This window comes from Pseudoalteromonas sp. SG41-2, from assembly GCF_014164535.1.
GTDB classification, from domain to species: domain Bacteria; phylum Pseudomonadota; class Gammaproteobacteria; order Enterobacterales; family Alteromonadaceae; genus Pseudoalteromonas; species Pseudoalteromonas rhizosphaerae.
Genome location: NZ_JACJFK010000003.1, coordinates 1 through 18,379, shown reverse-complemented (window position 1 = coordinate 18,379; position 18,379 = coordinate 1). Strand labels below are relative to the sequence as shown.

At 40.3% G+C, this 18,379-nt stretch carries 19 protein-coding genes, 1 pseudogene and 1 riboswitch; of the genes and pseudogenes, 11 read left to right on the top strand and 9 right to left on the bottom strand.

All coding sequences use genetic code 11. From position 1 onward, the window contains the following. Positions 1 to 66: 66 nt before the first annotated feature. Positions 67 to 178: riboswitch (TPP riboswitch) on the bottom strand. Positions 179 to 233: 55 nt separating this feature from the next. Both H5186_RS02885 and H5186_RS02880 read right to left on the bottom strand, forming a co-directional pair. Continuing rightward, on the bottom strand, positions 234 to 635 hold the full coding sequence (locus H5186_RS02885; RefSeq protein ID WP_281290953.1) for an META domain-containing protein: 402 nt from the start codon (positions 633 to 635) through the stop codon (positions 234 to 236). Positions 636 to 759: 124 nt separating this feature from the next. After that, positions 760 to 1,155, bottom strand: a complete 396-nt coding sequence (locus tag H5186_RS02880; RefSeq protein WP_182718354.1) for a thioesterase family protein — start codon at positions 1,153 to 1,155, stop codon at positions 760 to 762. A gap of 120 nt (positions 1,156 to 1,275) precedes the next feature. On the opposite strand from H5186_RS02880, the gene H5186_RS02875 reads away from it, so the two are divergent. Then, on the top strand, positions 1,276 to 3,369 hold the full coding sequence (locus H5186_RS02875; RefSeq protein WP_182718364.1) for a TonB-dependent receptor: 2,094 nt from the start codon (positions 1,276 to 1,278) through the stop codon (positions 3,367 to 3,369). A gap of 78 nt (positions 3,370 to 3,447) precedes the next feature. On the opposite strand, the gene epmA is transcribed toward H5186_RS02875, so the two are convergent. Together epmA and efp are read right to left on the bottom strand one after the other, a co-directional pair. Then, positions 3,448 to 4,422 carry an elongation factor P--(R)-beta-lysine ligase gene (epmA, locus tag H5186_RS02870; protein WP_145234622.1) on the bottom strand — a complete coding sequence of 325 codons (975 nt, stop codon included), beginning with the start codon at positions 4,420 to 4,422 and terminating at the stop codon, positions 3,448 to 3,450. Positions 4,423 to 4,477: 55 nt separating this feature from the next. Beyond that, positions 4,478 to 5,044, bottom strand: a complete 567-nt coding sequence (gene efp, locus H5186_RS02865) for an elongation factor P (RefSeq protein ID WP_145234620.1) — start codon at positions 5,042 to 5,044, stop codon at positions 4,478 to 4,480. 40 nt (positions 5,045 to 5,084) lie between these two features. Here efp and epmB point away from each other — a divergent pair, with 40 nt between their 5' ends. Then, positions 5,085 to 6,098 (top strand): EF-P beta-lysylation protein EpmB, encoded by a 1,014-nt coding sequence (epmB, locus tag H5186_RS02860; RefSeq protein ID WP_182794104.1) that lies wholly within the window; start codon positions 5,085 to 5,087, stop codon positions 6,096 to 6,098. A gap of 9 nt (positions 6,099 to 6,107) precedes the next feature. On the opposite strand, the gene H5186_RS02855 is transcribed toward epmB, so the two are convergent. Next, positions 6,108 to 6,317, bottom strand: coding sequence for a hypothetical protein (locus H5186_RS02855; protein ID WP_145234615.1), 210 nt, complete (start codon positions 6,315 to 6,317; stop codon positions 6,108 to 6,110). A gap of 71 nt (positions 6,318 to 6,388) precedes the next feature. On the opposite strand from H5186_RS02855, the gene H5186_RS02850 reads away from it, so the two are divergent. Then, the gene (locus tag H5186_RS02850; RefSeq protein ID WP_182794103.1) at positions 6,389 to 6,679 is read left to right on the top strand and encodes a prephenate dehydrogenase; all 291 of its coding nucleotides are present in this window, start codon (positions 6,389 to 6,391) and stop codon (positions 6,677 to 6,679) included. 45 nt (positions 6,680 to 6,724) lie between these two features. Here H5186_RS02850 and H5186_RS02845 read toward each other — a convergent pair whose 3' ends face one another. Next, on the bottom strand, positions 6,725 to 7,222 hold the full coding sequence (locus H5186_RS02845) for a DUF3016 domain-containing protein (RefSeq protein ID WP_182794102.1): 498 nt from the start codon (positions 7,220 to 7,222) through the stop codon (positions 6,725 to 6,727). 248 nt (positions 7,223 to 7,470) lie between these two features. On the opposite strand from H5186_RS02845, the gene galE reads away from it, so the two are divergent. Continuing rightward, the gene (galE, locus tag H5186_RS02840) at positions 7,471 to 8,484 is read left to right on the top strand and encodes a UDP-glucose 4-epimerase GalE (protein ID WP_149983256.1); all 1,014 of its coding nucleotides are present in this window, start codon (positions 7,471 to 7,473) and stop codon (positions 8,482 to 8,484) included. Positions 8,485 to 8,688: 204 nt separating this feature from the next. After that, positions 8,689 to 9,426, top strand: coding sequence for a DUF417 family protein (locus H5186_RS02835; protein ID WP_310736249.1), 738 nt, complete (start codon positions 8,689 to 8,691; stop codon positions 9,424 to 9,426). Between the two features lie 134 nt (positions 9,427 to 9,560). On the opposite strand, the gene H5186_RS02830 is transcribed toward H5186_RS02835, so the two are convergent. Together H5186_RS02830 and H5186_RS02825 are read right to left on the bottom strand one after the other, a co-directional pair. Next, positions 9,561 to 10,241 (bottom strand): Fe2+-dependent dioxygenase, encoded by a 681-nt coding sequence (locus H5186_RS02830; protein WP_149983258.1) that lies wholly within the window; start codon positions 10,239 to 10,241, stop codon positions 9,561 to 9,563. An 87-nt stretch (positions 10,242 to 10,328) separates the two neighbouring features. Continuing rightward, complete coding sequence (locus H5186_RS02825) at positions 10,329 to 12,509, bottom strand: TonB-dependent siderophore receptor (protein ID WP_182718357.1); 2,181 nt, start codon at positions 12,507 to 12,509, stop codon at positions 10,329 to 10,331. A gap of 336 nt (positions 12,510 to 12,845) precedes the next feature. Between H5186_RS02825 and H5186_RS02820 the strand changes: the two genes are divergently transcribed. From H5186_RS02820 to H5186_RS02795, 6 genes are read left to right on the top strand one after another with little or no spacing between them, the layout of a single operon-like run. Next, positions 12,846 to 13,610 (top strand): DUF3450 family protein, encoded by a 765-nt coding sequence (locus H5186_RS02820; RefSeq protein WP_182718358.1) that lies wholly within the window; start codon positions 12,846 to 12,848, stop codon positions 13,608 to 13,610. Further along, positions 13,607 to 14,917, top strand: coding sequence for a MotA/TolQ/ExbB proton channel family protein (locus tag H5186_RS02815; protein WP_149983260.1), 1,311 nt, complete (start codon positions 13,607 to 13,609; stop codon positions 14,915 to 14,917). Before H5186_RS02820 ends, H5186_RS02815 begins: the two co-directional genes overlap by 4 nt. After that, positions 14,910 to 15,281 carry a MotA/TolQ/ExbB proton channel family protein gene (locus H5186_RS02810; protein ID WP_145234597.1) on the top strand — a complete coding sequence of 124 codons (372 nt, stop codon included), beginning with the start codon at positions 14,910 to 14,912 and terminating at the stop codon, positions 15,279 to 15,281. The genes H5186_RS02815 and H5186_RS02810 overlap by 8 nt, the downstream gene beginning before the upstream one ends. Positions 15,282 to 15,285: 4 nt before the next feature. Then, positions 15,286 to 15,690 carry a biopolymer transporter ExbD gene (locus H5186_RS02805; protein WP_182718359.1) on the top strand — a complete coding sequence of 135 codons (405 nt, stop codon included), beginning with the start codon at positions 15,286 to 15,288 and terminating at the stop codon, positions 15,688 to 15,690. A 1-nt stretch (position 15,691) separates the two neighbouring features. After that, positions 15,692 to 16,354 carry a hypothetical protein gene (locus H5186_RS02800; RefSeq protein ID WP_182718360.1) on the top strand — a complete coding sequence of 221 codons (663 nt, stop codon included), beginning with the start codon at positions 15,692 to 15,694 and terminating at the stop codon, positions 16,352 to 16,354. 27 nt (positions 16,355 to 16,381) lie between these two features. Then, positions 16,382 to 17,767 carry a lipopolysaccharide assembly protein LapB gene (locus H5186_RS02795; protein WP_182718361.1) on the top strand — a complete coding sequence of 462 codons (1,386 nt, stop codon included), beginning with the start codon at positions 16,382 to 16,384 and terminating at the stop codon, positions 17,765 to 17,767. A 394-nt stretch (positions 17,768 to 18,161) separates the two neighbouring features. Here the strand turns inward: H5186_RS02795 and H5186_RS22835 are convergent. Further along, positions 18,162 to 18,379 (bottom strand): annotated as a pseudogene (locus tag H5186_RS22835) (helix-turn-helix domain-containing protein); the annotation flags it as partial.

Genomic DNA, 18,379 nt, shown 5'->3' with positions numbered 1-18,379 from the left:
TTACAAAAAAGCATTACCAACCTTGGCAGCCACAGTGCTTATGCCCAAAACTGGCGCACAAGCACCCGTTTTAGGCAGCTTGTTCCCTACGCAGGTGTTAGCCTGATCAGGTTCACGGATCCCGCTTTCGCGATCTCAGCCTTTAAGTTAAAAACTCAAGGCACTCCGACAAGTAAAATTCTATATATTGTTCGCTAACGAGTGTACGTTAGATATTGCGAGCCTGCAAGAGATCAACTTGCGGGAATAAACGCAAATGTTTGCTCGCCATTTAAAACCAATTGTTGATCTTGAATTTGCAGTGGCACACCTTGCTTTAACGCATTTAAAAACTGCTGTTCAAACTCGTCCAATTTATCTCCGCATGATTTACGGGTCATACCTAATTTATTCACCGTTAAATGATTATCATCAAGTTGACCTTCACCAAAAAATTTATTACAACCAGCAAAACCATTGACTTGCAGAGCTTCAATAAAACTTAATGATGCTGAATATGATGCAGGGATCGCTAAACCATCAACCCGTGATAGTTGCCACTTAGTGTATTTTAATTGCTCACTGGTGACTGTCCCTGTCGATGAGCAGCCAATACATAAACCGATTATAAGCATCGGGATTGCTGCTAATTTCATGTAATTACTAACCTAAAACTCAATTGCAACATGATAACAATAAATAACAGTTTATACCGTTAATAATGCATGTTTTTAATGTAAAAAAATGTTCTAAGATAGTAAAAAAGGTGGCACCGGAAAATTACTCAGACTTAAATAGTAGATCAACTTGCTCGGGCAAAAATGGCCGACCTAGATCATTCACCGCGGTGCCAATCACCAGTGCCTTTAACATCACTTTTTCATCATGCTTTCGTACCACGGTTTGTCGAAAGCCAAACTTTAAGCGACTAATACGCTCAGGCTCTACAGCAACATAAAACTCATCGCCGGGCATTAGTGATTGCTTGTAATCCATCTCGCTACGCATTACGACTAAATTAATTTTATCGCGAGTAAGCTGAGCAAAATCAACCCCATTCGCATGCAAAAACTCATGGCGCGCATGCTCTAGGTAATTAAAATACACACTATTATTTACAATGCCTTGTAAATCGCATTCGTAGTCGCGTACTTTAAAGTCAACTTTAAAGGTCATATTTGTATTCCTTATTATGTATACTGTGCGCGTTTATAGCACATAAATATAACTGGTATCACGACTTTAATGAGAATAGTTGCTATCATGCAAGTCCTTAAAATGGAGTTAAGTAATAGAATGAAACTACGCCTGTCTTTAATTACTGCCGCGCTTTTACCTTTGATAAGCGCCCCAGCTTTTGCTGAAGATACTGATCTTGAAAAAATACTCGTCACCGGAGACTTTCAAAAAGAAAGCATTCAAACCCTTAGTGCCAGTGCCAGTTTATTTAGCGAACGCGAAATTAATGACCGAGGCGCTAGTTTTCTAGACGAAATGCTTGCCAGTGCTGCCAACGTAAATTTTACCGCTGGTGCTTCTCGTGGCCGTTACATCCAAATTCGTGGGGTTGGTTTACGCTCACAATTTGTTGACCCTATTAACCCTTCTGTTGGCTTAGTGATTGATGGCATTAATTATTCAGGGTTAGGTGGTAGTTCATTACTGTTTGATGTTAACCAAGTTGAGATTTATCGCGGTCCGCAAGGTACTCGCTTTGGTGCTGATGGTATGGCTGGTATGATCCAAATGGAATCAGCCGATCCAACTTTTGATCCAAGCGTCAAAGTGCAGCTAGGCGCAGGTAACTACAACAGTTATGAAGCCGGTGTTGCCGCAGGTATTGGTATTACAGACAGCACCGCAGTGCGCGCTAGTATTTATCAACGTGAGTCTGATGGTTATGTTGATAACCTATATTTAAACGAGTCAACACAACAGCAAGATGAACTGGTTAGTCGTTTTAAACTACACAGCCAACTTACAGATCACCTTCGCACAGAATTAAGCGTTCATTATATTGATATCAATAACGGCTACGATGCATTTACGCTTGATAATAGCCGTAATAGTGTAGCCGATAACCCAGGCCAAGATAACCAAGAAAGTATCGCGATAGGTCTTGCCAACATCTACACTGGCTTTGATTGGTTTGATGTCAGTTTAAACTTATCAGGTATTGATAGTGATTTAGTTTATAGCTTTGATGAAGACTGGGTATGTAACGATATTAATAAGCCGCAGTTATGCGGTGCAGGACTGCACCCCGATGGTTATAGCTCAACCGATAGCTACTTTCGAGATCGTCAAGACCAGGCTGCTGAACTGCAATTTAATGGCAAAGGTGGTAACTGGGTTACGGGACTTTATTATCAAGCCCGTAATGTTGATTTAGAACGCCAATACACTTGGCTTGCAGCTCCATTCGCTTCAACTTATGAAACTAGTAATACCGCAATTTACGGCCAACTAGCAACGCCGATTGGTAATAAAACCACCTTAATAACAGGCTTACGCGTTGAGCAATACCAAGGTGATTACACCGATAATAATGGTTTTATTGAAAGTACTGATGATGTGATGGTCGGTGGTAAACTTGCCCTTGAGTATCAAGTCATTGACCGTACCATGATTTATACCAGCCTAACTCGTGGTTACAAAGCAGGAGGGATTAACTCAGAAGCACTCGCCAAAGCGAAAGATGACGGTTTAAATCTTGATGCTGATTTCTTTAAAAACCACACTAGTTTCGCACCAGAGTACCTATGGAGTGGTGAATTTGGCGTTAAAGGTAGCTCTTTAGATGAGAAATTTATTCTGCGCTTAGCGGCCTTTTATATGTATCGCGAAGATATGCAGTTAAAAGCCTGGAAAGTGGAAGACCAAAAGTTTACTGGTTATATTGATAACGCCAGCTCAGGAGAGAATTACGGCCTTGAAATTGAAGGCAGTTACCAATTAACTGATGACTTATTTTTCACCGGTAGCGCTGGTTATTTACATACTAAAATCAATGACTTTGTCGCTCAATCTGGTCTAGATCAAGATGGTCGCGAGCAATCACAAGCGCCTAAATACCAGTATGCATTCACGGCTCGCTATAACTTTACTGATGAGTTATTTGCTACAATCGGCATTGAAGGTAAAGATAATTATTACTTCTCAGATAGCCACAACTCGCAGGCACCGAACATTAATTTAGTTAATTTAACTGCTGGTTACGAGGCTGAGCAATGGTCAATTCGCGCTTGGGCACGTAACGTGTTTGATGAAGAAGTACCTACACGTGGTTTTGAATTTGGTAACGACCCACGCGAAGGGTATGCAACTCATACATACACTCAGCTTGGCGAACCAATGGTTGCCGGCGTCACATTTATCTACGAGTTATAAAAACGAGTTTCAAGGGATAAGTTAAAAGGTAAAAGCTAGATTACTTTTACCTTTTCTTAACCTTGAATCTTGAGCCTTTTAAGCCCTGCCTACATCAAACGCGATGACTTCTTTTATCGTGTTTTTTTGCGTTGCTAACATCACTAACCTATCAACCCCTAATGCTACTCCTGCGCATTGTGGTAAACCATGCTCAAGAGCGGCAATTAAACGGGTGTCCATAGGCACTTGTGTTAAGTTATTCGCTTTGCGGTATGCATTATCTTCAGTAAAACGTTTAGCTTGCTCCTGTGCATTGGTGAGCTCATTAAAACCATTCGCCAGCTCCATGTTCTGATAATAAAGCTCAAACCGCCCAGCGACTCTAATATCATGCTCACAAATACTCGCCAGTGCGGCTTGCGATGCAGGAAAATGATAAATAAAACAAGGTTTTTGTTGGCCAATTGTTGGCTCAACTTTCATACAAAATAATAATTGTAGTAACGTATCACGGTGGGTTTCATGCTTAGCGATATCAGCAAACCCCTGTTCACAGGCAAGTGTTTGTAACTGTTCAATAGTGGCACTGAGCGGATCAAGTCCTAATGCTTTGGTAAAAGCATCTTGATAGGTTAAACGCTCTGCAGGTGGAACATTTAAGATAAGCTGCATTAATTCATCAATTTCATCCATCAGCGCAAACTCATCAAACCCAGGGCGATACCATTCCAACATAGTAAACTCAGGATTATGATGGCTGCCCGCCTCTTCGTTACGAAATGCCTTACAAATTTGGTAAATAGCACCACTGCCGGCTGCCAATAATCGCTTCATGGCAAATTCTGGTGATGTTTGTAAGTAAAGCGGTAAGCCTTTAGCGAAACCGGGGCCAATAAACTGCGTTTTAAAACTCGCTAAATGAACATCAGTAACACTCGCTGCACTTAAACTAGGCGTATCAACTTCCATAACGTGGCGTTGGTAAAAGAATTCCCGAATAGTGCGTAAAATTGCGGCTCGTTGTGCCAAAGTATTTACTTGTGCGCTTGGTTGCCAAAGATCTGCTGACATATTTTCTCCAAAAAAAATCCCAGCTTAAGCTGGGATTTATTAAGCTATATTAAAGTTACTTAACACGGCTTACATATTCGCCGTTACGGGTGTCGACTTTAATTACTTCACCGATTTGTACGAATAATGGTACACGCACAACAGCACCAGTACTTAGCGTTGCTGGCTTACCACCAGTACCTGCTGTGTCGCCTTTAAGACCAGGATCTGTTTCAGTGATCTCAAGCTCTACAAAGTTAGGTGGTGCAACAGCTATTGGATTGCCGTTCCACAAAGTAATAGTACATACATCATTTTCAACTAACCATTTACCAGCATCGCCAAGCGCTTTTTCATCAGCTGCGATTTGTTCAAATGTTTCGTTATTCATGAAATGCCAAAATTCACCATCAGTGTAAAGATACGCAAGATCGGTATCCATTACATCAGCACCCTCTACTGACTCACCTGATTTAAAAGTTTTTTCAAGTACTTTGCCAGAGATAAGTTTACGAATACGAACACGGTTAAACGCTTGGCCTTTACCAGGTTTTACCATTTCATTTTCTAAAATACTGCAAGGCTCGCCGTCCATCATAATTTTTAGGCCGCCCTTGAACTCGTTGGTGCTATAATTCGCCATCGTTTCCTCTATCTAATAATTTCGAGTAATCTACCTACCAATGATACAAAGAAATGAAGCAAATTTGCATATAAACTGGCAAAAAGAATTAGCTAATGTTGTTACTTGCCCAAGCACCTTGCTAGAAATGCTAGGTTTATCAAGCATGGCCGACGAAAAAGACCTCAAAGCACGAGCTCTTTTCCCGGTACGTGTGCCTGTGCCTTTTATCAAAAAAATGCGTTATGGCGATATAAATGACCCATTACTGCTGCAAGTCATGCCGCGCCACCAAGAGTTTATCGCTAAAACAGGTTTTGATAAAGATCCATTAAAAGAGCAAAACAACGCTCAACCAGGATTATTACATAAATATAAATCCCGAGTTTTAGTGATGTTTAAAACTGGTTGCGCCGTTAATTGCCGTTATTGCTTTCGTCGCCATTTTCCATACCAAGAAAATCAGCTAAATAAACGCAGCTTAATTGCAGCGCTCGATTACATAAAATCGGATGCTAATATTAACGAGGTGATTTTAAGTGGTGGTGATCCGTTAATGGCCAAAGACGACGCAATTAGTTGGTTTATGGATGAGCTTGAACAATTACCACAAATTAAACGAATGCGAATTCATAGCCGCCTACCGGTGGTGATCCCATCTCGCATTACTGACCAATTGTGCGAACGTTTTGCAAAGTCTCCACTTAAAATTGTGTTTATTAATCACATTAACCATGGCAACGAGATTGATGATGATTTTAAAGTGGCAATGCAAAAACTCAAAAAGGTAGGTGTCACATTGCTCAATCAAGCGGTGCTATTAAAAGATGTAAATGATACCAGCGAAGCGCAAGTCGCATTAAGCGAAGCGTTATTTGATGCCGACGTACTGCCTTATTATTTATATTTACTTGATAAAGTTGAAGGAGCGAGTCATTTTGATATCAACGAATCACAGGCACGCAAAATCATTGCCGAAATGCTTATCGCATTGCCAGGATTTTTAGTACCAAAGCTGATGCGCGAAATCGGCGGTCAAAAAAGTAAAACGCCGATTGACCTCAAGCTTTTATAAACACAAGGCTTAAACGTATACGTTAACGTTATTGCCAAGCGAAGCTGTAACTGATTTTGCTGGCGTTTGTGCAGCGCTCGAACTAGCGGCACCTTCAATGAGTGCCAGTGCTGCTGCACCATCCGCTTTTTGCTGTTTTTTTGCCAATGCTGCGCTGTATACTTCGCCACTTTGACCCGCGCCACTCATGGCCGGTAGATTTCCACCTGATATATTCATAGCTCATACCTGACTTTTTAGTTTATTACCCGTATTATATCGGCATTGCGGTCTAAAGCTTTAGGAAAAAAATGGATTCAATTATTGAACAACTCAATGCCAACTTAAAAATTGTTTATCGTCAGTCACTTGACGCAGATAAAAAATTAGATGAGTTGCAACAACAAGGCTTAGGTAAATTTACAGCGTTATTTCCTGCCGATGCTGGTTTTACCTTTGAAGCAAAACGCTTCAAACCTTATGTGTTAGATGTAGCTGCAGATGTAGAAAGCTTAAGTTCAGAAGGTTTGAGTGAAGAAAAGCTAAAAACCACTGTTATTAAATTACAACAGTTACTGCAATTACTCGCAACGTTCAAGTAACTAAAAAAGCGCTAACATTAAACTTTAGCGCTTTTTACTGTTAATTTAGCTTGGGGTGACAACTGGCAGTAATTCTTTATCAAACCAATCAGTGATCAAACGTTTTTCATAGTAAAACTGTTCATCACGGCCCATTTTAATTTTATCCATAAAGCCCATATCTTTTAATTCGACTTTATCGCTTTGACTAATCACGTTACCGTCTTTATCAGTAACCGAATATTGAAACTCAATGCGTGGAAAATAAATTGGTTTTACAATACGTAAATCATTCATACCGCCAAAGCGTACATCACCGGCTAAATCCAGCTCAGTCACTTCAACATTAAACTTATATCCTTCGGGCAACTTTTCTGCCAGTTTATTAAAGTGCTTTTCGAAACTGCTCGCTACATGTTTATGGTATGAGCCTTTAGGTTCATTTGAAGGACGTACATCACGGTAGTCATTGAAGTCTTGCCATTTAACGACAGCTTCTCCTGCTTGAGAAAATACCGGCAGCATAACTAACATAGCCATCGCTACTTTTTTAAATGTATTCATTGTCTATCTCCAAAATGCCCGTGGGCTAATGTAGTTGAAATAATAGCATTAACAACTTAACTATAGCTTAATACTATTCACCATCATTGTTATCATTTACGTAAAACATGTAACCAGACACCAGTTAACTATGATTAATTGATACCGTAACATCATGGAGCAACAAAAAGATCAGATAAAGCATGTATTGAAGTGCTATTTATGATGAAATTACAACTATACACCTTCACCTTATATATGGAGATTTCATGACAATTTTAGTAACAGGTGGCGCGGGATACATAGGCTCACACACTGTTGTTGAATTATTACAACAAGATAATGATGTTGTTATCATTGATAATTTAAGCAACTCGAGTGTGGAATCACTTGAGCGTGTAAAAAAAATCACTGGTAAAACTGTGCACTTTTATCAAGGTGACATCCTTGATAAAACATTTTTGGCCAGCGTGTTTGCAAAACATACAATTGAGAGTGTTATTCATTTTGCCGGTTTAAAGGCTGTCGGTGAATCAATGGTGAAACCCATTGAGTATTACCAAAATAACGTGCAAGGTACGCTGACTCTCGTTGATGCTATGCGCGATGCAGGTGTGTTTAAACTCGTATTTAGCTCATCGGCAACAGTATATGGTGATCCAGCAAGCCTGCCAATTCAAGAAGATTTCCCGGTAGGTGGCACTACTAATCCGTACGGCACATCAAAACTGATGGTTGAAATGATGTTACAAGACATCGCTAAATCAGATGAGCGCTTTGCATTTGCAATTTTGCGTTACTTTAATCCCGTAGGTGCGCACGAGTCAGGCCTAATTGGTGAAGATCCCAATGGTATTCCAAACAACTTATTACCTTACATCGCGCAAGTGGCAGTGGGTAAATTAAAGCAGCTGGGTATCTTCGGCGATGACTATGATACGGTTGATGGTACTGGTGTGCGTGATTACATCCATGTTGTTGACTTAGCGCTTGGTCATTTAAAGGCACTTAATAAAATAAACCAAGATACCGGTGCCCATGTTTACAATCTTGGCACCGGTAATGGTTATTCGGTGCTACAAATGCTCAACGCATTTAGCAAAGCCTGTGGTAAAGATATTCCGTATCAGGTATCACCTCGTCGCCCAGGTGATATTGCAGCTTGTTATGCTGCGCCTGAAAAAGCCCTTAGTGAACTTGATTGGCAAGCAGAGCGTGGTATCGATGTGATGATGCAAGATACGTGGCGTTGGCAAAGTAATAACCCAAATGGGTATAAATAGCTAAACTTAAACCAGCTTCAATAAGCTGGTTTTTTTATATTTTTTGAAATAAAAAGTCTCGTTTACCACTCTTTTACAGTATCTATATTTAATCACCTATAAAAAATGCAACCAACCTATACTCGTTTCAGTATTCATTCACTGCTAATTATTAGCTTATCGCTATTGGGTCTTAGTCTCTTATTAGGAGCAGGGGTAAATAATGTGCATGCTATTTTCAATTTTTATCAATTAGCCAATGTAATCCCTAAAACTGGGCAATCAATACTCGCAGGAGTGGCTTTTTTAGTAACCGCTTTATTTATTATTTTAAGTTTAAAACAATCACGTTTTCAGACCCCTGCTTTTGTTAGCCTGATCACTGTTGCCGTTATACCGCTTGTTACCTTATTAAGTGAAAGCCGCTGGATGACTGACTTAGGTGGCTTCCCAATTATAGGCTCTGGGCAAGGTATAATTAAGTACACTGCACTTGTTTCTCTCGCTATTTACCTTTATAAACCGCAGCGCTTGTCGGCTCAAGGCATGGCAATTTTGAATTTCTTTCCTGTTGCATTAGTGCTTATTTGGATTGGTGGTATGAAATTTTACGAGTTTGAAGCAAATGGAATTATATCACTGGTATCAACCTCTATTTTTATGTCTTGGTTATATACCTTATTTTCAGTGCAAACAGCGTCTAATCTAATTGGTGCGTACGACATCTTTTTTGCTTTAGCACTCGCTCTGGCTATCATTAAAAAGCATCCATTAGCCATTTATGTTGCGGCTCTTGGCTGCAGTGCCGTATTTTTAATGACGCAGACATTTTTATTCTCAGCTGAAGGAGCTTTTGACAGCTCAACACTACTTGCAAGATTAGGCCTTTTTGTTATTAAAGACTTATGGTTTATCGCAAATTTACTGGTAATTGTTAGCTTTGCAAAAAAGAGTCTTAATTAACTACCATTTCAATAACATATTTAATAATGTGTATTGTAAGATCTAAAAAGCGCTATCACTTAACCAATCGTGGTAGCGCCTTATAAATATATACTTTTATATTTTGAGTTTAAATACACATCACTACAACCTGTTTACGTCTGTGCCCATTGCCTTAATAAATTATGATACACGCCAGTTAACCTAACAATCTCAGGGCTATCGCTGACTTTTTCGCGCAAGCTTTGAATCGACATATCCAACTCAAATAGCAAACCACGCTTTTCATCGCTATTAACCATGCTCTGCAACCAAAAAAATGAAGCTAAACGTCGCCCCCGAGTTACGGGAGTGACTTTATGTAAACTGGTTGATGGATACAACACCATACTACCTGCAGGGAGTTTTACTGTGTGAGAGCCATAAGTATCTTCAATAACGAGTTCGCCACCATCATAGTCTTCTGGTTCGCTCAAAAATAACGTCATTGATAAATCCGTACGAATTTTCACTGGTGTGCCAGGTACTTGTCGAATCGCATTATCAACATGAATACCAAACGATTGGCCACCTTGGTAACAGTTAAATAAAGGTGGAAAAATTTTTGCAGGCAACGCCCCTGACATAAATAGATCACTGCGAGCCAGAGCCCCCATAACTATATCACCAAGCTCTTTGGCTGCAGCGCTTTGCTCAGGTAATTGTAAGTTATTTTTGGTCTTCGTTGATTGATAACCTGCGGTAACACTGCCATCAGTCCATTGCGCGGCCAATAAAACATTACGGCAATAAGCGACTTCATCAGCACTAAGCAAGTCTGGTATTTTTAATAGCATGGAAGTTCCCAAATCTTAAAAAAACAGGCTAATAAGCATTAACCTGTTTAATAAGCTTTAACCTATTCAACAAACATTAATTTGTAATTAGAAAGAATAACTAGCCGTTAGTGTAAAATAACGACCTTGACCAGGAATAAAGTGTCCGCCACCTAGTTTATCTTCATAATCTTCATCCGTTAAATTCTCACCATTAAACTGAATGCTTAACTGCTCAGTTGCTTGATAAGAAAGCATCATATCGAACAAAACATAACTGTCGGCTTTACGACTGGTCGCTGAATTACCATTATAACGCTCACCAATATATTGTGCGCCAAAACCTGCAGCTATCGCGTCGCTAAAGTCATATCGAGCCCAAACACTGTAGCTATTTTTAGGTGCTCGAGCCAAGTTATGCCCAACATCACCATCAACCGTAGATTCAGTAACTTCGCTATCTTGATAGCTATAAGAACCGATGATACTTAATTCATCGGTGATAATACCTGTTGCAGACAACTCTAAACCTTGCACTCGTTGCTCACCATCAAGCACTTCAACACCACGCTGATCACTATTAGGATCATCCACGCGCGCATTAGTTTTAACCGTTCTAAAAATAGCGGCACTGGTCATCAACTTATCATCAAGTAAATTCCATTTAGTGCCTAACTCATAGCTTTGGCTCTTCTCCGGATCTAACTCACTTGAATTACCACGAGTAGATACTGCAATGCCTTCAGCCGATGGGTTATACGAGTTACCTGCACCAAAGTAAATGCTGCTATTTTGACTTGGCTTATATACAGCAGATGCGTTCCAACTAGTCATGGTATCGCTAGTTGAGATCGTTAATGCTGGATCCTTGTAATCATACTGATAATCGCTATCGTACTGCTCTGAACGTAAACCCGCAGTTAATTGCCAATATTCATTAAATGTAATTGTATCAAATGCATAAATTGCACGGGTTTTAGCAACCGCTTCAGTACTAGTGCCATCACGACCATACTGACCAGTGTAAGGTAAATAAGCATCTGGGTTGTATAAGTCATTCAGCGCTGGTTCGTTCTTTAAATTATCAGCTACCAATGCAGTCACATTCCAACGGCTAAATGTCTCGTTAGTTAATTCAACACCAGTAACCACATTATGTTTTACACCAGCAAAATAGTACTCACCAACTAAATCAAGTTGCAGTGTAGCCAATTCATTGCGCGTATCGCGATTTTTAACGTCGCTCATTCTGATATCAGTTGTTGTTTTTACATCAATAAAACGCGGCGCTGTCACTGTATCTTTTCGCTCTACACGACCAATGCGACCTTGGGCACGTAGCGTGGTTGTTTGCGACAAGTCATACTCGTACTTTGCAGTTGTTGAATACGCTTCGATATCTTCAAAATCACGATATACGTTACCGTAAAAATTAGTGAAATTCACCGGTGGCGCTGCATTTTCGCTACCAGCAAGTTCAGCAACAGGGCTAGAACCAACCCACGGAATACCGTAATCAGACATATTATCTTGATTCTGATAATCAGCATTAAGATTAAAACGGCTATTGGTTCCTAAACCAGTCGCAAACGAAACCGCGACTGCTTGTTTTTCTTTTTCAACATGATCACGCCCAGCAACATCCCCTTTATCAACCAGTAAATTGACACGTAGCGCTGATGTTTCAGCCACTTTAAAGTTACTATCTATTTGCGCGCGGTAATCACTCTCTGTGCCTAAACGCAGCGAAGCATCATTAAATTCATCCAACGTCGCCGTTTTTGTAGTTAAGTTAATACTACCGCCCGTTGAACCTCGACCTGTTGTCGCTGAGCTTGGGCCTTTTGCAACTTCGATTTGCTCAACGTTATAAGTATCACGGTCGTACCCGGCAATATCACGAATACCATCGATAAAAATATCATTGGCAGCACTAAAACCACGAATAGATAAACTGTCACCAGCTGGCGCACCGCCTTCACCCGCCGCCAATGAAATACCCGAAACATTACGTAACGCATCTTGCAAACTATCTACATTTCTATCTTTCATCACAGCTTTGTTAATAACCGTTATTGATTTTGCAGTATCAACCAACGGCTGGGTGTTCTTTATTGATGATGATTTTTCAACTTTATAGCTTTGTTCCGATTGCGTTTTTGCTTTGGTTACTGATAGCTCTTGTATATTTTCAGCTCCTTGAGCAGACGCCCAAGTTGATAAAGTTGCGGTAACAAAAGCAGCCAGCGGTTTTATATAAGTTCGGCGTTTATTAGTCATTTTACCCATTTTAGCTCCATTAGCAGGGAACTTGCTAACACGTTGTTTTTGTAGCAAGTCATTTAAGCACGTTGATTTAAGTTCGGCGGAATCCTAGCACTGAGTAATATTAATGTAAATGCGAAATGTTATCACTTGTATTATTTTATCAATCATTGTACTATTTTTCACACTTTTAAACTTACGTAACGCGACTGTAAATGCACAGTAAACTTGGGGGCATGAGTGGCGTAAAAAATTAAGTTTAAGCGCTTAAAAATCAAGGTTTTTTAATTTTATAAAGTTAAAGCCAGAGCTTGGCTTTGTACTGTAAATGGTTATTACTTTTAGGGCATTACTTAGCATATGCAACGTTTTATAAAATCTGTTGGGGCAGTTATTTTACTAAGCTCATTCTCAAGCTTAGCTGATCCGGTTAGCGAACTTGAAAACCTCGTTAATCAGTGGTTACAAATAGAACAACAAACTAGTGAGTTAGAAACACATTGGCTAGAAAAAAAAACCTCGATGCAACAAACATTAATCTTACTTGATGCAGAGCAAGCACAACTCAAACAGCTAAACCAAAATCGTCAAAAGAACACCTCTGAGCTGGCAGAAAAGCGCACTGCGCTAATTCAACAACAAAGCCAGCTTGAGACCGATGAAAACGCGCTCAATAGTCAATTAATCCAGCTCAGCCAGCAATTGCGCTCACTGCAAGTACAATTACCTCCCCCATTACTGGCGAGCTGGCAAAGTATTGGCGATCTAGATAACGAAAGCCTAGATGCGAATGAAAAGCTACAAATTGCTTTAAAAATGCTTGGCCAATTGGCTGATTTTCAAAACCGAATTTCAATTCATGAAATGGCAATCAGTAATAGTGAAGGTAAAGAAATATGGGTAAAACAGCTTTATTTGGGTGCCGCACAAGCATGGTTTGTTAGTAATGATTTAAGTTATGCGGGCATTGGCTTCCCTTCTGAGTTAGGTTGGCAATGGCAATTTGATACTGAGATTGATGGCGAGCAAATTGCCCACGGTATCGCTGTACAAGAAAAAAAACAAGCAGCTCACTGGCTTACCTTGCCTGTATTTAGCTATGCAGCTAAGGAGCTGACGCCATGAAACGATTCTGTACTTTTTGGTTTGTTACACTACTGAGTTTTAGCCAAGTAGTAACAGCCGCGACTGCGGATGCTGCCAAACAACAATTGCTAACGGATATTAAAACGGCGCAGAGCGTTTTAAATAAAGCACAACAGCGGATTGCCAAACAGCAAACCACTATGGCACAACAGATATTTGAAAAACAGCAAGCACTTAAAAAAGAGCGTGAGCAAGCGACACTCAATCGCCGTTTAGCTGATGAAGACACATTGAGTTTAACCCAGCTACAAACACGCTTAGATAGCTGGCAACAACAACAGCAATATCGGCTAAATTTACTCAACCGATTTACTCGTCAATACGCTCAGCAAGCGCAAAGTAAAAACGATCAACAAGCACTTTTGAATGATGTAGTCGCGGTGATAGAGCAGCAAACTGCGGCATTATACCCAGAGTTTAAAAAGCAAAATATAGTATTGAAAAATGGCGAACTGACCGCAGCTACAACATTACAAGTAGGTCCCGTGGCTTGGTTTAGTGTTGCACAGCCAAAACTAACCGGCCTGCTTTCATCAGCAGCTAACGTTGCAGTACCAAAAGTAGCTATAGTTCAATCAAGTGATGAGAATAACCCATTTGATATTGCTTACTCACAAGTAAATACAAACTCAGCTAAGGTCGCAGCTTCTTTAACATTTGATCCAAGTTTAACCCGCTTAGTTGCCAGTCAAGCGCAACAAGAAGGTGCAGTTGAACATCTTGAAAAAGGTGGCTTATGGGCAATCCCTATTATTTTATTTGCATGTTTTGCATTATTAATTGCGCTATTCAAGGCATATCAATTATTTAGCCTTAGTAAGATCAAAGCTGTCTCGACGCTGACTTTACAAACTGCGTTTAATCAACCTGAGCAACACAGCTTCAGCGGAATGCAAGCAACGCTGTTTCAACTCTCTGTTGATAGCAACATAGGACAAATAAGAGATGACCAGTTATTTAATCAGCTGATGCATAATAAACACAAGCTTGATAACTACATTGGCGCAATCGCGATCACAGCATCGGTAGCACCGCTACTGGGCTTATTGGGCACAGTCAGTGGCATGATTGAAACATTCAAAATGATGACGTTATTTGGCTCAGGCGATCCAGAAGTGGTATCTGGTGGTATTGCCCAAGCTTTGATCACTACCGAGCTTGGCCTCGTTGTTGCCATACCAGCATTAGTACTCAATGCGCTACTATCGCGTAAAGCTAAAGCCTATTACACCCAACTTGAAGCGTTCGCACTGCAACTTAGTCAACTTGAGGTGAAAAATGTTTGAGCAACTGTTCGATAATTTTATCTGCTGGCTTATCATCCTATTAGCGCTATTTGTTTATCAGCTCATTTGGCACGATATCCTGCATTTAAAACAATATAAACTGCAACGCCAAGGTTACTGGCACGATGTCAGCTCTATTTTGACCGCTGCGCTGCCATTACTTGGTTTATTAGGCACCATTATTGGTTTACTCGATACATTTAAAGTGATGTCGCAAGGCGAAAACGAATTAATGAGCGAAGCGATAAGTAATGCTCTACTCACTACACAACTGGGGTTAGTCTGCGCAATTCCTGCATGGCTGATGCAAGCTTACTTGCTGTACGTAACACGTAACAGTGCTATCCAACAGCAAGCGAGCTAAGCCAATGCAAGCACGTTTAAAACAACGCCTAGAACAACAGTCTGCGCATCATATTGATATGTCACCACTATTAGATGTGGTATTTATACTATTGATTTTCTTTATTGTAACCACCGTTTTCGTTCGCGAAAGTGGGGTCGAGGTTGATAAACCGCAAGCCGTCTCAGCAAGCAGATTAAAGCAACAAGTTATTTTTCTTGCCATAACTGATAGCCAGCAGGTTTACTTTGACGGTAGCCAAATTGGCGTGGCCGGTGTGCGCAGCAGCGTAGAGCAAATGCTAAAACAACAGCAAAGACCGGTAGTGATCCAAGCTGATAAAACCGTACCAACCGAGCTATTAGTAAAGGTAATAGACGAAGCAAAACTTGCTGGTGCAGCAACCGTTAACTTAGCGACCCAGCAATAATATGCAAAATAATATACTCGCATCACAACCTGCAATAGCTAATAAACGTCATCCGTTTTTTGCTTTTATGTTGAGCCTAACGGTACTTGCATGCGCGTTAGTTCTACTTTGGCTTGGGCAAATTGCTGAGCACGCTATCAACGACAAAGTTATCGTTCGGGAAGTTGCTTTAGTGCCACTGCCTCCACCTCCGCCACCAACCGTGACGCAATCAGCTGTGACAGAGCCGATGCAAAGCCTCATTGTCGAAGGTGCGGGTGTAACTATTCAAGCCATTAATATAAAAATTGAAAGTAAAATTTCGCTTAGTAAACCAACCCTTGCAAATATGCCAATTGCGACTCCTGAATTTCAATCTATCGACGTTAATTGGGATGCCTTTAGCTTAAATCAACTAGATGGTTTACCCACGCTACTCACTCCCGTAAAAGCAGTATTACCTAAAAAGTTAACTCGCCAAGGTGTGAGTACCTTCATCGTGAAGCTCGATGTTTTTATCGATGAAAATGGCCGATTAAGCTTAATTGATGTTATACAAAACCCGTACCCTGAGCTAAAGCCTGAAATAGATAAGATCATTAAGCAAAGTCGGTTTAGTTCACCAAAAAAAGACGGTGAAATAGTGAGAGCCAGATTTATTTGGCCCATTGAATTTAAACCTTAGTAAAGCCAGTATTTAAGTGAAAATACAATGAAAAGATTAACAACAAAAAAATGGTTAACGTGTTTAGCTATCGTGCCATTAACCTTTTATATGACTGCCAGCCAAGCAACCTCATTGCAGGTAAAACTACAGCCAAGCGATCCACACTGGCAGTTGCTGATCAATAATAATTTACTGAGCCCAACAGATATAAAAATCGAAGCTAATGAACGCAGCTTCGCCCAGCAACTAAAACCACTATTACAACAAGGTAACTACCAAGCTGTTGCTGATCTATTTACACAACGTGAATTAGGTAACGATAGCCCTGCGTTACAACTTTTACGTGGCCAAGTTTTGTTAACCTTAAAACAGTTTGCAGGAACTGAGCAGGCGTTAAAGGCAAGTTTATCAAGCATGCCAGATTTAGTTAAAGCTCATCAAGGTTTAAGTCTGCTCTATATGCAGCAAGGTAATTATCAACAAGCACAGCCACATCTAACCCGCTGTATTGAACTTGGCCAAGCTGATGCGCAAGTCTATGCGCAACTTGCCTATATTCATGTACAAGCTGAGCAACCTTGGAGCGCAATTGCAGCTTATCGTCAGGCATTAATGCTTGAGCCACAGCAAGCACAATATCAACAAGGGTTACTATTTTCACTAATTGCTGCCGGCGATCTAGGTCAAGCCCAAGCTCTGCTAAAAGAGCTATTAAATGCATCCCCTAACAATCCAGAGCTTTGGCTAGAACGTGCACAAATTGCCTTACAACAAGACAACAATAAACAAGCTTTGGCAAGTATTGAAGTAGCTTTAAAGCTGGCACCTAGCAATGCAAGTAATCAATTACTTGCAGCACAACTTCATCTTACACAAGGTAGCTACTCACGCTCTGTTGAATTGTTAAGTAATGCATTAGCAAGCACTCAGCCACCTCAAATAGCAGAAGCTAGCGAGATTAGTATGCAAACCCTAAATTGGCTTATCGCACAAAAAAAATGGCAGCTAGCCAAGCAGCTCGTTTCGCAACTAAACCCTTTTATAAATAAGTTATCAAAACAATCCCGCGCAGAGTTTTCAGTTTATACCGCTCAGCTAGCAATTGAGCAAGGTAACTTTAAACAAGCTCAAAAGAGTTTACATAAAGCATTAACAATCGACCCAAATCTTGGCGATGCACTGTTAAGCCTGGCAAATATCTATCAGCAACAAAACCAACTGACACAAGCAAGGTTAATGTATGTACGAGCACAAGCTTTACCTGAGTACCAACTCTCTGCATGGTTAGGCCTCGCGCAAATTGAAATTGAAAATAAAAACTACAAAGAAGCATTAAGCCAGCTTAAAAAAGCACTTAACGCCAACCCACAAAGGCAAGACTTACTCACCAACATTCGCGCTCTTGAAGGACTGATCCAACGAGAAGGTTAATAGTTAATAGATTTATACCAATCGTGTTAAGTTACTGACCATTTATAGCGACAGATAAATACAGTGATAACAAGGCGTAAGTTTCGACATGTAGTTGTTATACTTGAATAAATTATAACGCAGTTAGCACTTTATTTAGCTCGCTAGAATGGTTAAATATTTAAGTCGATTGGTATTACACCAAGCCCAGCACAACGTTGGGCTTTTTATTGTCTAGTTTATAGTTTCTTCTTATGTCGTTAGCGAGTTGGGTGATTTTATAGAGAGTGCGGGTTTGTCTGTGATACCAGTCTGCATAAAGATTAAGTCAATTTGATCCAGTCTCTAGAGCATATGCTTTTAACCGTATCAGGATCAGGAATGAATTTATTCCACGCTTGCGAAACCTGTTCGACTATTTCTTCATAACCACTAAACACACGATTAGATAAACAGTGTTGCCGTATCCAACTCCATTGTTAAGGTTGTTTGAAACCCATTTATTGACACTGCCGCGCGCTGTATTTAGGCGCTTAGCAATATTCGTTCTGTTTTCACCCTCAAAGAATAATGAAACAGCAAGCAGGCGTATGCGCTTTCTTGCATTAGGCTCTTTACGTGATAAAGCTAAAA